Source organism: Rothia uropygialis (assembly GCF_004137765.1).
In the GTDB taxonomy this organism is placed as follows: Bacteria; Actinomycetota; Actinomycetes; order Actinomycetales; family Micrococcaceae; genus Rothia.
The window spans coordinates 127,634-139,988 of record NZ_NOIS01000001.1 but is presented as its reverse complement, the minus strand read 5'-3'; the positions used below and the strand labels follow the sequence as shown (position 1 = coordinate 139,988).

General features: G+C 62.5%; 10 protein-coding genes. 4 read left to right on the top strand and 6 right to left on the bottom strand.

Features of this window, described 5'->3' with window-relative positions; all coding sequences use genetic code 11:
* Nucleotides 1–3 precede the first annotated feature (3 nt).
* Genes EWV35_RS00600 through EWV35_RS00590 form a run of 3 tightly spaced genes read right to left on the bottom strand, consistent with a single transcriptional unit; the run spans nt 4 to nt 3,191 of the window.
* The gene (locus tag EWV35_RS00600) at nt 4–1,080 is read right to left on the bottom strand and encodes a FecCD family ABC transporter permease (protein WP_238653978.1); all 1,077 of its coding nucleotides are present in this window, start codon (nt 1,078–1,080) and stop codon (nt 4–6) included.
* Nucleotides 1,077–2,117, bottom strand: a complete 1,041-nt coding sequence (locus tag EWV35_RS00595; protein WP_129657228.1) for a FecCD family ABC transporter permease — start codon at nt 2,115–2,117, stop codon at nt 1,077–1,079. Before EWV35_RS00595 ends, EWV35_RS00600 begins: the two co-directional genes overlap by 4 nt.
* Nucleotides 2,118–2,129: 12 nt before the next feature.
* Nucleotides 2,130–3,191 carry an ABC transporter substrate-binding protein gene (locus tag EWV35_RS00590; protein ID WP_129657226.1) on the bottom strand — a complete coding sequence of 354 codons (1,062 nt, stop codon included), beginning with the start codon at nt 3,189–3,191 and terminating at the stop codon, nt 2,130–2,132.
* Between the two features lie 270 nt (nt 3,192–3,461).
* On the opposite strand from EWV35_RS00590, the gene EWV35_RS00585 reads away from it, so the two are divergent.
* The 4 genes from EWV35_RS00585 to EWV35_RS00570 all read left to right on the top strand — a co-directional run bounded on the left by EWV35_RS00585 (nt 3,462) and on the right by EWV35_RS00570 (nt 7,481).
* Nucleotides 3,462–4,196, top strand: coding sequence for an HAD family hydrolase (locus EWV35_RS00585; protein ID WP_129657224.1), 735 nt, complete (start codon nt 3,462–3,464; stop codon nt 4,194–4,196).
* A gap of 271 nt (nt 4,197–4,467) precedes the next feature.
* On the top strand, nt 4,468–5,160 hold the full coding sequence (locus EWV35_RS00580; protein ID WP_129657222.1) for an MFS transporter: 693 nt from the start codon (nt 4,468–4,470) through the stop codon (nt 5,158–5,160).
* 57 nt (nt 5,161–5,217) lie between these two features.
* Nucleotides 5,218–6,720: an FGGY-family carbohydrate kinase gene (locus EWV35_RS00575; RefSeq protein WP_129657220.1), complete on the top strand. Its 1,503-nt coding sequence runs from the start codon at nt 5,218–5,220 to the stop codon at nt 6,718–6,720.
* Nucleotides 6,721–6,734: 14 nt separating this feature from the next.
* On the top strand, nt 6,735–7,481 hold the full coding sequence (locus tag EWV35_RS00570; RefSeq protein WP_129657218.1) for a GolD/DthD family dehydrogenase: 747 nt from the start codon (nt 6,735–6,737) through the stop codon (nt 7,479–7,481).
* Between the two features lie 70 nt (nt 7,482–7,551).
* Here EWV35_RS00570 and xylB read toward each other — a convergent pair whose 3' ends face one another.
* From xylB to EWV35_RS00555, 3 genes are all read right to left on the bottom strand, one after another.
* Nucleotides 7,552–8,940, bottom strand: coding sequence for a xylulokinase (gene xylB, locus EWV35_RS00565; protein ID WP_129657216.1), 1,389 nt, complete (start codon nt 8,938–8,940; stop codon nt 7,552–7,554).
* An 89-nt stretch (nt 8,941–9,029) separates the two neighbouring features.
* Entirely contained in the window at nt 9,030–10,535 is a 1,506-nt protein-coding gene (locus tag EWV35_RS00560) for a mannitol dehydrogenase family protein (protein WP_129657214.1), read from the bottom strand.
* A 65-nt stretch (nt 10,536–10,600) separates the two neighbouring features.
* Nucleotides 10,601–12,292: a dihydroxyacetone kinase family protein gene (locus EWV35_RS00555; protein WP_129657212.1), complete on the bottom strand. Its 1,692-nt coding sequence runs from the start codon at nt 12,290–12,292 to the stop codon at nt 10,601–10,603.
* Between the last annotated feature and the right edge of the window lie 63 nt (nt 12,293–12,355).

Sequence of the window (12,355 nt, the reverse complement as noted above, 5' to 3'; positions counted from 1 at the left end):
GGATCAGGACCTCTCTTTCTGGGCTGCGGCGACCAGCCACAGCAGAATGGGCGCACCCACGATGCCGGTCACGACGCCGACGGGGAGCCGACCGCCCGGAATCAGATTTGCCGCGACGAAGTCGGCCAGGACAACGATGGTCGCGCCGATGATCGCGGAAGCAGTCACGGAGTGTCTGCCGCCCACGCATTTGCGGGCAATCGGCCCGGACACGAATGCGACGAAGGTGATCGGCCCCGTCATGGCGACCGCGAAGGCCACCAACGCAACGGCCAAAGCCACGTAGAGCCACCTGGTCATGGTCACGGGAACGCCGAGCCCCGAGGCCAGTTCGTCTCCCACCTCCAGGGAATGAAGGTTCTTGGAGAAGATTGCGATCAGGGGCAGCACGATCATCAGCACGACGCCAAGCATCGAGATTCGCTGCCAATTAGCGGACCCGAGCGAGCCGGTCAGCCAGATTGCGGCATCCGCAGCTTTGTAGATGTTCACGCGAGATAGCAGGTAATTGGCCAGGGCCACCGCGAGGACTGATATGCCGAGGCCGATCAGGATGAAGCGGTTGCCGACCATCCCTTCCCGCCCGATGGACAGGCTGAAGATCACGACCACGCACACCACGGCGCCGATCAGACCGCCCACGGCCATCCCGGTTCCGGCCGCGCCGAACAAGGAAACCGCGACGATAGCCCCGAGGCTTGCGGAAGAATTGACCCCGATAATGTCCGGGCTGGCCAGAGGGTTGCGGAGGAGCAGTTGGAAGATTGCTCCGGCGGAGCCGAAGGCGAGCCCCGCGAAGGTCCCCAGAATTGCGTGGGGAAGCTTGTCTTGCAGAACGATGAACTTCGCACCGGCAGCACCCGGAATGGTCTTGCCGGAAAGAATCGAGAAGAAGTCAGGAATTGTGACGGTGTAGGTACCGAGGAGGACCCGGGCCGCGATCGCGCACATCAGGGCCACGGCGAGAGCGACGACTGCCACGACAGGTCGCGCGGCTCTGCGGCGTCGCATCGTAGCCACGTCGTAGGCCAGGGTTTCTTCCGACTTCCTCTCGGTCCGGTCTTTGACGGTGACGCTCATAGGTTGACCGCCTTCCGTGAACGAATGAGGTAGATGAATATCGGGACCCCGACGATCGCCATGGTCACGCCGACCTCGATTTCCGTGGGCGGCAGAAGGACTCGCCCGACGACGTCGGCCCACAGCAGGACGACGGGGCCGGCGAACAAGCTCAAGGGCATGATCCACCGGTAATCGGGGCCGATCACCGCACGCAGAGCATGCGGAATCATGAGGCCGAGGAACGCAATCGGCCCGGCGAGGGCAACCGCACTTCCGCACAAGGCAGTGATTCCCACGAAGATGACGAATCTCTTGAGGGCGACTTTCTCGCCCAAGGACTTCGCCATGTCGTCGCCCAAAGCAAAGTTGTTGATCGAGGAGGCAAGGCCCACGGTCAGCACGAGGCCGAGCGCGATCAAGGGCAGAATCGTCAGCAGATCACCGTAGGTCGCCCGGGAGAGGGAACCGATCTGCCAGTGACGGAATTCGTCCAGGGTTTCCTGTCCTTGCAGGATCAAGGCGTTCGTCACGGACATCGCGCCCGCACTGAAGGCCGCGCCCACCAAGGCCAGCTTGATCGGCGTCGCCCCTTCCCGACCCATGCTTGCGATGGCATACACCAGGACTGCCGCGAAAGCGGCACCGACCAGCGCCCACACCGCGTAGGCCGCGGCACCTGAAGCGCCCACGAGGGCGATTCCGAGAACGACGAAGCATGTAGCCCCGGAATTGATACCGAGAATCGCAGGATCGCCCAGTGGGTTGCGGGTGACACCCTGCATCGCGGCGCCGGCGGTCGCGAGGACGGCGCCGATCACGACTCCGATGACGGTCCGGCTGAGACGACCGGACATGATGACGGATTCCGGGGAGCCCGCGCTGGGATCGAGGAGAGCGTCAAGCGCGGAGACCGGATTGACCGGCTTGGAGCCGATGAACAGGGATCCCAGGAGTGCTATGACAAAAAGGGCGAGTACGCCGACCAGGACCGCGCCCCTGCGGGACCGCTGTTTGGCCGGCGTACTGTGTCGAACGGGTTCGACTGCTGTGGACATCAACGATTCGAACTACTTCTTGCCGTTCGTCACGGCGTCGGCGATCTGCTTGACGAAATCGGTCTCGTCCAGGAGCCATTCGATACCCAACGGGGTATTGCCCATGCCGAGGCCCTGCTTCTTGTCGTAATCCAGAACAGCCGCATCCTTGGCCACTGCGGGAATTTGCTTGAGGACATCATTGGACTTGATCTTTTCGATGCTTTCGGCCGAATCGACCCACGAGTACAGCATGTCCGAGCTCAGCTCTGATGCGCGCTCATTGGACCAGGTGCCGTAGAAAGTCTCCGCCTTGACGGACTTGGCGGCATCGGACATCTTCATGCCGAGGGTCTGCAGGAAGTTCACGCGACCATCGCCTTCCGTGTAGACGCTGATCGTAGGCTGTGCCTCGGACACGGAAAGATTGGATGCCACGAAGGTCGCGTCCTTGAGCTGTCCGTATTTGCCGGCCTCGTCGCTCAACTTGGATTCGACCTTCTTGACCACGTCTTCGGCGGCGGAGCTTCGCCCCAGCGCCTTCCCGATGGTGCGGGTCGAGTCCTGCCACGGGACCATCCAGCCGTCCTTGTGGTCCTTGCTGTAGACAACCACGGGAGCGATTTCCTTGAGCTTGTCGAAGGTCTCCTGGTCCATGCTGCCGACCGCGGCCACGATGAGATCCGGTGAGAGCTTGGCGATCTCCTCGAAATTGGTCCCATCGGTTTCCGAGAAGCGAGTGGGCAGCTCTCCGCCGAGCTCCTTGACCTTGTCGTCGAACCAGTCGGTCGAGTGGTTGTCGTTCTCGCCCCAACCCACATAACCCGACCCGATCGGCACTACACCCAGGGCGAGCACGATCTCGGCGTTGATCCATCCAAGGCCGACAATTTTCTTGGGCTCGGATTCGATTGTGGTTTCACCGAACGACGACTCAAGGGTTACGGGGAAGGCGTCGGCATCGGCGGAGGACGACCCTCCGGCGGACGAAGAATCCTTGTTGTCGTTGGAACCCGTCGAGCAACCAGCAAGAGCGAGCGCGGCAGCCGAAGCGGCGGCCGCCTTCAGGAAGGTGCCACGAGAAATGGAAACCATAATGTGTTTTATCTCCTATGAAGCTGGGGCTCGAATCGCCCCCAAATGGGTCCGAACCACGAGGGTTCAAGTATCGATGAGGATGCTTAGTCAGGCGCCAATTCGCCGATGATCTAAGGCAAGCCTCATCATACTATGGCCCGGGCATAATTAGCATAGGTAATTATGACGAAAAGGGTATATCCGCCGAGATGCCGGCATCCGGTTGCTGACGGATAGCCTTGACAACCTCCGCTCGCACGGAGGGCTTCATCCTGGAAGGATGAAGGTATGACTTTCACTCGCCGATCCGCCCCCTTGAGCCGATCCACTTTCCCCACCGACTGGACTCCGACCGCCGTGGTTTTCGATTGCGACGGAGTCCTCATGGACACCGAAAAATCATGGGTTGCGACCATAGCCCGGGTCAGCCACGACCTCGGACTGGACAGCCCCCAAATCCTCGCCGACAAACTGACTGCCCTGCCCGCCTCGACGATCGCCGAGGCCCTAGCCCGTGAAGAGCTGCCCGACACTGCGCAGCAGGCGGAGATCGAAGGTCGCGGATCGGAGATCCTGTCACTGCTGTCCGACTTGGACGTTCAACGCATCGAACAGGGAGTCGATCTCATTCCGGGGGCAATGGAGCTAGTCCGCGAGTGTTCCGAGGTGCTGCCCGTCGGAGTCGCCTCCAATTCCACACGAGCAATTCTCGACGCCAAGCTGGAGACCACGGGGTTCAAGCGTTTCCTGGGAACATGGGTTTCCTGCGACGACGTGCCTTACGGCAAACCTGAACCAGATATGTACGTGAAGGCAGTGAAGGAGCTCCAGGGCTCGTGCGAGCGCGCACTGACATTCGAAGATTCCGGCCCAGGCGCCGCGGCGGCCGTTGCGGCCGGGACCCGGGTTGTCGCCCTCGCCGAGGACGTCACCGCTGCTCCCCCAGCGCACTTTGCGACGTCGAGCTTCGAAGACCCCGACTTCCGTGAGCGCATGCGTACCTGGCTGGGAACTTCGGGCTAGGACGGACCCGGCATACTCGGATCGCCGTTTAACAAGGCAACACCCGGCGATTCGAGGCTCGCACTTCCTCGAATCGCCGGGTGTTGCCTTGTCAGGCTAACCAACCCTTCTGAATTTTTGGTGCACCCGAGCTGAGTCGATCCTGAAAATCGAGTTCTCTACCGGGTACCGGCCACCGGGTTACAACCCACCGTCAACCGGCCTACCATGGAAAGACAGGATGTCCACGACGTTCTGGAATGTCACAGACGGTCGAAGGGAGGTTCCGGTCATGAGCAGCACCCGAGATGCCACAAACGGCCCGGAAGGCGAATACGAGGCTCCCACCTACGGCATCAGAATCCCTGAGTCCGAGTGGACTGGCTCAATGCTTTCCTCAACCGACGAACAGTCCGAGCCACGGGGGCTCCAAAGCCTCCGAGCCCGCGCCACCGCGTACCGGCGAATGGCCGGTGGACTCTCCTTCGCCAGCTGCATGCTCGGCATTCTCATGATCTTCGGGCTCGTTGCGGCCTCGCATCCTCGCTGGGCGTTTGTGGGGATCGCCCCGTTATCGGTAGGCATCGCGGGGCTTGTGTCCGTGCGCTGGCGTCTGGCACCGGCCTTCCGAGACCAAGAGGGCCGCAAACCCACGCGCTACGTGAGCCGATGGTTCTGGGCCCCTGTGATCATGGTCGTTCTCAGCGCCGCATTCTTCGTGGTCAGCTACATGGTCCCTCGTTGGATGGAGGGCTCCGACACTGTTCTCGTGCGCAATCACGTCGTGATGTGGTCCGAGTTGGGGTTCCTGTTTCTCCTCCTAGCGAGCCTGTCCGCCGGCCTCATTGCTCTGGGCCTGTGGAGCACGCCCGATCACGACGACGCAATTCTCCGCGAGACGGACTATGCCGAACGCCGTCGTGCCAAAGACAGCGGCCAAAGCCGGGATCTTTACGATTCCGATTGGATCAAGGGAAACGGATAGCGATACAAACCGTCGCCTGAATGGCCCTGCGATGTGATCTGTACCAATATGGAGTACATGGCAGCTTCTGCGTTCTTCGGTCTTGACGTCGGCACATCCAGTACCAAGGCGGTTCTGGTCTCTCCCGAGGGCGATGTCCTCGACTCACGAACGCTTGAGCACGAGGTCGAACGATTGCCCAACGGCGCCGTCCAAATGGACATGAACATCTGGTGGAGTGAATTCCGGGAACTCTACGCGGATCTCCTCCGTAGCAACCCTGTGCAGGTCCGAGGCATCGGCGTCTCCGGGATGGGCCCATGCATCGGCGTCGCGACCGGTGACGCGCCGATCGCTCCGGCTGCCCTCTACGGGGTGGACTACCGGGCACGGGAAGAGATTGAGGAAATCGCCGCGGAGCTCGGACAACTGGAAATCCTCAAGCATTTCGATTCCCAGCTCACGTCCCAGGCGGGCGGCCCCAAACTCTTGTGGTTCGCTAAGAGATACCCGGAAGCATTTGCCGAGGGTGTCCGCTTCTACATGCCGTCCAGTTGGATCATCCAGCATCTGACGGGCGAATACGTTCTGGATCGTCACTCCGCGAGCCAATGCACGCCCCTGTATGACCCTGAAACCCAGGAATGGGACACCGAGATGTCCGAACGCTTCGCCGCCGGCGTGGAAATGCCCCGGCTCGGCTGGAGCAACGATATTTGCTCTCGGACGCGCCTCGTCGAGGATTTGCCCGAACTCGAAGAGGGCATCCCGGTGATTTTCGGCAGTATCGACGCTTGGTCAGAGCAGGAATCGGTTGGAGCCACCGACGACGGCGAGCTGTTCCTGATGTATGGAACCACGCTCTTCCTCATAGCCAATTCCCGTGAGCGCCTCCGCCACTCGGCCATGTGGGGAACGACCGGAACTCGACGAGGTACCCGCAACCTCGCGGGCGGATTGGCCACGTCGGGGGCGCTCACCCAGTGGTTTCGGAACATTTCCGGAGTCCAAGACTACGCGCGGCTCATCGAGGCCGCCGAGCAGGTCAGTCCAGGGGCGGAGGGCCTTCTGACATTGCCGTACTTCGCGGGAGAGCGTACACCCATCCAGGACCCCGACGCGCGAGGCGTGATGATCGGGCTCACCGTCGAGCACGGCCGCGGGCATGTGTACCGGTCTCTCCTCGAGGCCACGGCCTTCGCCGTCCGACACAATATCGAGGTTATGGAGAAAGCAGGCGCGAGCATCGAATCCATTACCTGCGCAGGCGGCGGGGTCGGATCTGACCTCTGGCCGCAGATCGTCTCTGACGTCACAGGGCGGCCTCAACGCATCCATCGATACACCGTGGGGGCGGCATACGGCGACGCCTTCATGGCCGCCCAGACGCTCGGTGTCGTGGCGAATCTCGACGATTGGAACCCCGTCGAAAAAGTCATTGAGCCACACGAAATTCCCGTCTATGACGCCCTGTACGAGGACTATCGCAGCCTGTACGAGGCGACTGCGCAGATTCAGCATCACTTGGCCGGGCTGGGCAGCGGGCAAGCCCGCGTATCCGACCCGCCGACCGACAAATAACCCAAGGAGTAGAAATGACCGAGAAATCTTTTGCCGGCAAGATCGCGATCGTGACGGGAGCCGCGAGCGGTATCGGCGCGGCCATCGCCGAGCACCTGGCCGAAAAAGGCGCGTGTATAGCCGGCGTGGATGTCTCGCCCGCACTCGACGCCGCCCTGGCCTCCCTCCCGGGTGAAGGCCACGCGGGGTTCCGCGCCGATCTTTCGGATCCGCAGGAAGCGGTCCGTGTGGTCGACGGCGTCGTCGAGCGGCTCGGCACACCGCACATCCTGGTCAATTCCGCTGGCGTGGTCTTTCTCAATCCAGCAACGGATCTCGCCGCCGAGGATTGGAAGAAGACCATCGACATCAACCTGAACGGCTCGTTCTACATGGCCCAAGCGGCCGGGCGCGTCATGACTGAAGCGGGCTACGGGCGCATCGTCAATCTCGCCTCGCAGGGGGCAGTCGTCGGGCTGGACCAGCACGCGGCCTATTGTGCGTCCAAAGCGGGAATCGTGGGATTGACCCGCGTTCTCTCACTCGAGTGGGCGCCCCGTGGTGTCACGGTCAATGCGGTCTCCCCGACGATTGTCGAGACGCCGTTGGGCAAAAAAGCTTGGGCAGGGGAAAAGGGCGAGCGGGCCAAGGAGCAGATCCCGGCGGGCCGGTTCGCACTGCCCGGAGAGGTCGCCGCGATGGTCGGCTATCTTGCCTCCGACGACGCCGCAATGGTGACCGGATCCAATATGATCATCGACGGTGGCTACACGAGCGTATGACCTGCTGGGGGACCTTCCACCGCGGAGATCCCTCGGAGGCTGGCCTTATTCGGGCCTCTACCCTGACGGCCTACTTCGCGTCAGGGTAGAGGCGATTGCGGAACTCGATGTACCGCTCGTACACCTCGGGCGTAGGATCCGCGGTCACTTCCTCGGTATTCGCGGCCTCCCACACCGGGGGCTCGGTCTCGCCGGAAAGAACCCAAGCAGCCTGGCGGGCAGCCCCCAGCGCCACGAATTCGCGGGACTCGGGCAACAGAATGGGGCGCCCGATCACGCCGGCGAGGATCTTCTGGAAAGCCTCGGACTTGGCCCCGCCGCCGATCAGCAGTACGCGTTGGGGTTCGGTTCCCGTCTGTTTCTGCACTTTCTTGAGGCACTCGGCCATCGAGCAGGCCAAGCCCTCCATCATTGCGCGGGCCATGTTCTGACGAGTGAAGTCCGAGCCGAGTTCGAGGAATTGTGCACGAGCTTCCGGCAGGTTCGGAGTCCTCTCCCCCGCGAAGTACGGGACGAAGACAGCTCCCGCAGCGCCCGGCTCCGCGGCCAGGGCCAGGGCCGAGAGCTCTTCGTGGCCGACACCCAGCAGGTCCGCGGCCCTGTCGAAGACCTGTGCGCCGTTCAGTGTGGTGGCCAGCGGCAGGTAACGACCGGACGCGTCCGCGAATCCCGAGATCGACCCCGAGGCATCATGCGACGGCGCATCGCTGACCACGGCCACGACCCCGGAAGTACCGATCGAGATGCTGACATCGCCCGGTTTCATGCCGAGCCCCAGCGCCGCGGCGGCGTTGTCCCCCGTACCCGGGCCGATCAGCGCTCCCGAGGACGTCTTGCCCACGGATTGCTGCGGCTCGGCCAGGCGCGGCAGGCTGACGTCATGCCCGGCGACCCACGCGGCGACATCAGGCAGCCATTCGCGAGAGGAAGGATCGTAGTACGAGGTCCCGGAAGCCTCGCCGTGGTCGGTCCAGAGCTCATCGGATTCGTTGAGAATCCAGGTCAAGTAGTCGTGGGGCAGAGCAATCCGATCGATGCGTTCGGCATTTTCCGGTTCATTCTCGCGGACCCATAGGACCTTGGTCGCGGTATAGGAGGCCACGGGCACGCTGCCGGTGCGACGCGCGGCCTCGTTCGGCCCTCCGAGCCACGCAACCAACTCTTCGGCCTGCGGAGCCGAACGGGTGTCATTCCACAAGAGTGCGGGGCGGATGACCTCTCCGGCGTCGTCGAGCAGAACCATGCCGTGCTGCTGGCCGCCGATCGCGACGGCCGATGCACGAGGCAGAAGCTCCTCGGTGACCTCCTCGAGAGCACTGCCCCAGGCGGTGGGGTCAACTTCGGTGCCCTCCGGGTGGCTCGCGCGCCGTTCGTCGACGACCTCACCGGTCGCGGCATCGGCCAGAACGGCCTTGCAGGACTGGGTGGAGGAATCCACGCCCAAGACGTAAGTACTCATGCAGAACGCTCCTTCACAACAAGGTGTGGCATTGAAAGTCCCCGGCAGGTACATAGATACCCGCCGGGGACCCGCAATGCCACGGTATATCAATCGGCCAGGAGCTTCTCCAACGTCTTCAGGCTGCCCACCTCATGCAATGAACGAAGAACCTTGACGTATTCGTCCGTGAATCGCGATTGCTCCGCCAAATCACCGAAGAAATCCTTGTCCCGCAAGAATGCGAGTTCGTCGTCCTTCTGAGCCTGCGCCGCAGCCCGGACTTTGTCCTCAGCGTTGTCCACGATCTTGATGGGGTGTCCTTGCTCGTCGATCCCTTCGGCGTAACGGGCCCAACTGGCCACGATGGCTGCCGAGAGACGTACATCCCCGCCATCTCGCAGATTATCCTGGACCACCGGGATCAGCCATTTGGGAATACGATCCGAAGATTCGGCGCACAAGCGCGGAACCGTGTCCTTGACGTACTTATTCGTGAAACGACTGATCAGGGTACGGGCGTACTCGTCGACGTCGATACCTTCCAACGGATCGAGTGTGGGTTTCGCTTCCCTCATCATGTAGGCCATGAGGAAATCCGCAATCAGCGGATTCGAAACGGCTTCATCGACCTTGTGGTAACCGGCCAGGTGCGCGAAATAGCACAGTCCCTGGTGCGATGAATTCAGCATCCGAAGCTTGAGCTTCTCATACGGTTCGACGTCGTCGACCATCTGCACTTCGACGTCCTCATACGGCGGTCGGCCGTTGACGAAGTCGTCCTCCATGACCCACTGGATGAAGTCCTCGGTAACCACCGGCCACCCGTCCTCGTATCCGAAGGCGTCCTGAACGTACTTCCGGTCTTCGTCGGTCGTGGCCGGTGTGATGCGGTCGACCATGGAATTCGGGAAGCTCACGTGCTCCTCGATCCACCCTGCAAGCTCGGGGTCCAAAGCCCTCGCGTGCGCCGTGAAAACGTTCTTGGCCATATCGCCGTTGGCCTGGATGTTGTCACAGCTACGGACGGTAAACGGCGTGACGCCACGCTCCCGGCGCAGCTTCAGAGCCTGCGTGACCAGGCCGAATACCGTACGCGGATGCTCGGGGTCGGCCAGGTCTGCGGCGACCAACGGGTTTTCGAGGTCGTAGGCGTGCGTGACCTGATTGAAGTTGTATCCGCCCTCAGTCACGGTCAGCGAAACGATCTTGATACTTTCCTGGGCCAAGTATTCGACCGCCCCGGCGGGGTCGTCCGGCGCCCATACGTAGTCGATGATCGATCCGATCACCCGAGTGTCCTCGTGGCCGTCCGGGAATCGCGCGACCAGAGTGTAGAGATAGTCCTGCTCGGCCAAGGTATCGCGCATGAATTTGTCATTGGGCAGAACGCCCATGCCGCAGATGCCAAAATCCTTGGCCTCGCCCTGGGTGAACAGCTCGTCCAGGTACCGTGCCTGATGAGCGCGGTGGAAGCCTCCGACGCCGAAGTGCACGACGCCGACGCTCAATTCGCTCCGGTCATAGGCCGGAATACGGAAGGTACTGCCTTCGGAGAGGTGGGACTGAGCGGTCCGATCGATCTCCTGGAGGGTGGAATTCTTGAGTTTGACCATGATTGCGGCCTTTCCGTGGCGAGCGGCCTTCCCGACAGCTCGCCCTCGATACTGGGGGACTGTGGCTAGAGGCTCTTGCCGAGAAGCTCGAGGATCATGGCCATCGAGACCGCTCCGGGATCCGGATGGCCGACCGATTTTTCGGCCAGCGGACGGGCACGTCCTTTTTGGGGCCGGAGTTCAGCGGTCTTCTCGGCGCTGTCCTTGGCCGCCTCTGTCGCCTTGCCCCAGACCTCGCGGAGGTCGCCTTCCTGCGACTCGAGCGTATCCGCGAAAGGTAGGAGGGCATCCAGCAGGGTCTTGTCCCCAACTTTGGCGCCGCCCAGGGTGACCATGGAATCGGCGAAAGTGCGGACGGCCCTCACCAGGTCTTCGCCCGTGAAGCTCTCGGCGGCGTCGTCGATCGTATTCGCGGCCGCTTCGAGCGAGGCGCCCCAGAGGACACCCGATGTTCCGCCGGCCTGCATGGCCCAAGAGCGCCCCGCGGCTTTGATGAGCGACGCAGGGCCGGCCTTCTCGGGCGCTGCGTTGACGGTGGCCAGCGCGGCGTCGCTGCCTTTGACCATGCCACGCCCGTGGTCACCGTCGCCGGCGTAGGAATCGATTTCGCCGAGGTACGTCTCCTGGTCGTGCATCAGTTCTGCAACCGAGGCTACCGCCTTGCGGACGCGCTCGGAGATCTCAAGCGCTGCCGGGCTGGCTTCGATGAGAGACTCCTCGTCGAGCGCGGAAGTCTTGCCCTCGTAGGTCTCCTCGATGGTCTCCAACGGTGCCGACTGCTTGCGGTACGCAGCTGCGTAGGCGTCAGCGGTCCAGAGAGGCTCCAACTCGTCGTCGAGCCACAGGACGGTCAGGGAGACTCCGCCCATGTCGAGGCTCGTGACCAGCTCTCCGACTTCGGGGTCCACGATCTCGTATCCTGCTTCGCGCAGCAGCGGAGCGATCGTGCGGTAGAGAAGGAAGAGCTCCTCGTACTTGGTGGTCCCGAGTCCGTTGACGATCACGCCGATGCGGCCGCCGGGATTCTCGGGTGCATCCTTGAGCACGGTGCGGACCAGAAGTCGACCGAGCTCGGCCGCCGAGGGCCGGACGTCGTCGCGTATCCCGGGTTCACCGTGAATCCCGAGACCTACGCCCATTTGTCCCGTCTTGACCTCGAACAGCGGTGTTTTGGCGCCCGGCATCGTGCACCCGGAGAATGCCACACCCAGTGTGCGCGTCCGTCGGTTGGTCAGATTTCCGAGCCGCTCGACCTCGTCCAGGCTTTTGCCCGCCGCAGCGGCCGCGCCCATCGCCTTGAATACCGTGAAATCGCCAGCGATTCCTCGACGGTTATCGAACTCAGGGTCGGAAGCGATGTCGTCCTTGACCACCACAACCCGGGTGTCGATCCCCTCGGCGCGCAGCATTTTTGCGGCAATACCGAAGTTCATGTTGTCGCCCGCGTAATTGCCGAACGTCAACACGACGCCCTTGCCCTGGTCAGCCGCTTTGGCCACCGAATACACGTGGGCAGCAGACGGTGAGGTGAAAATGTTGCCGACCACTGCCCCGGAGGCGAAGCCGGGACCCACGAGGCCGGCGAAGGCCGGATAGTGCCCGGAACCACCGCCGACGATCACCGCGACCTGGGGAGTTTTCGGAGGCAGAGAAATCACTCCGCCGGGGACCTGAGCCAGCCGGTCCGAATACAAATCGACGAATCCTTCGAGCTGCTCATCGGAGAACTCGGCGGGATCGTTGTAGAGCTTGGTCATGGGAGCGGTCTCCTCCTGGTGATCTCCGGGTGAGGCGCGAGCCGCTGACCCGGTTGTCAGGTG

Coding starts and splice junctions, on each gene's coding strand:
- xylB (WP_129657216.1), bottom strand. CDS start 8,940: ATGAGTACTTACGTCTTGGGCGTGGATTCCTCCACCCAGTCCTGCAAG.
- EWV35_RS00570 (WP_129657218.1), top strand. CDS start 6,735: ATGACCGAGAAATCTTTTGCCGGCAAGATCGCGATCGTGACGGGAGCC.
- EWV35_RS00560 (WP_129657214.1), bottom strand. CDS start 10,535: ATGGTCAAACTCAAGAATTCCACCCTCCAGGAGATCGATCGGACCGCT.
- EWV35_RS00555 (WP_129657212.1), bottom strand. CDS start 12,292: ATGACCAAGCTCTACAACGATCCCGCCGAGTTCTCCGATGAGCAGCTC.
- EWV35_RS00585 (WP_129657224.1), top strand. CDS start 3,462: ATGACTTTCACTCGCCGATCCGCCCCCTTGAGCCGATCCACTTTCCCC.
- EWV35_RS00600 (WP_238653978.1), bottom strand. CDS start 1,080: ATGAGCGTCACCGTCAAAGACCGGACCGAGAGGAAGTCGGAAGAAACC.
- EWV35_RS00595 (WP_129657228.1), bottom strand. CDS start 2,117: ATGTCCACAGCAGTCGAACCCGTTCGACACAGTACGCCGGCCAAACAG.
- EWV35_RS00580 (WP_129657222.1), top strand. CDS start 4,468: ATGAGCAGCACCCGAGATGCCACAAACGGCCCGGAAGGCGAATACGAG.
- EWV35_RS00575 (WP_129657220.1), top strand. CDS start 5,218: ATGGCAGCTTCTGCGTTCTTCGGTCTTGACGTCGGCACATCCAGTACC.
- EWV35_RS00590 (WP_129657226.1), bottom strand. CDS start 3,191: ATGGTTTCCATTTCTCGTGGCACCTTCCTGAAGGCGGCCGCCGCTTCG.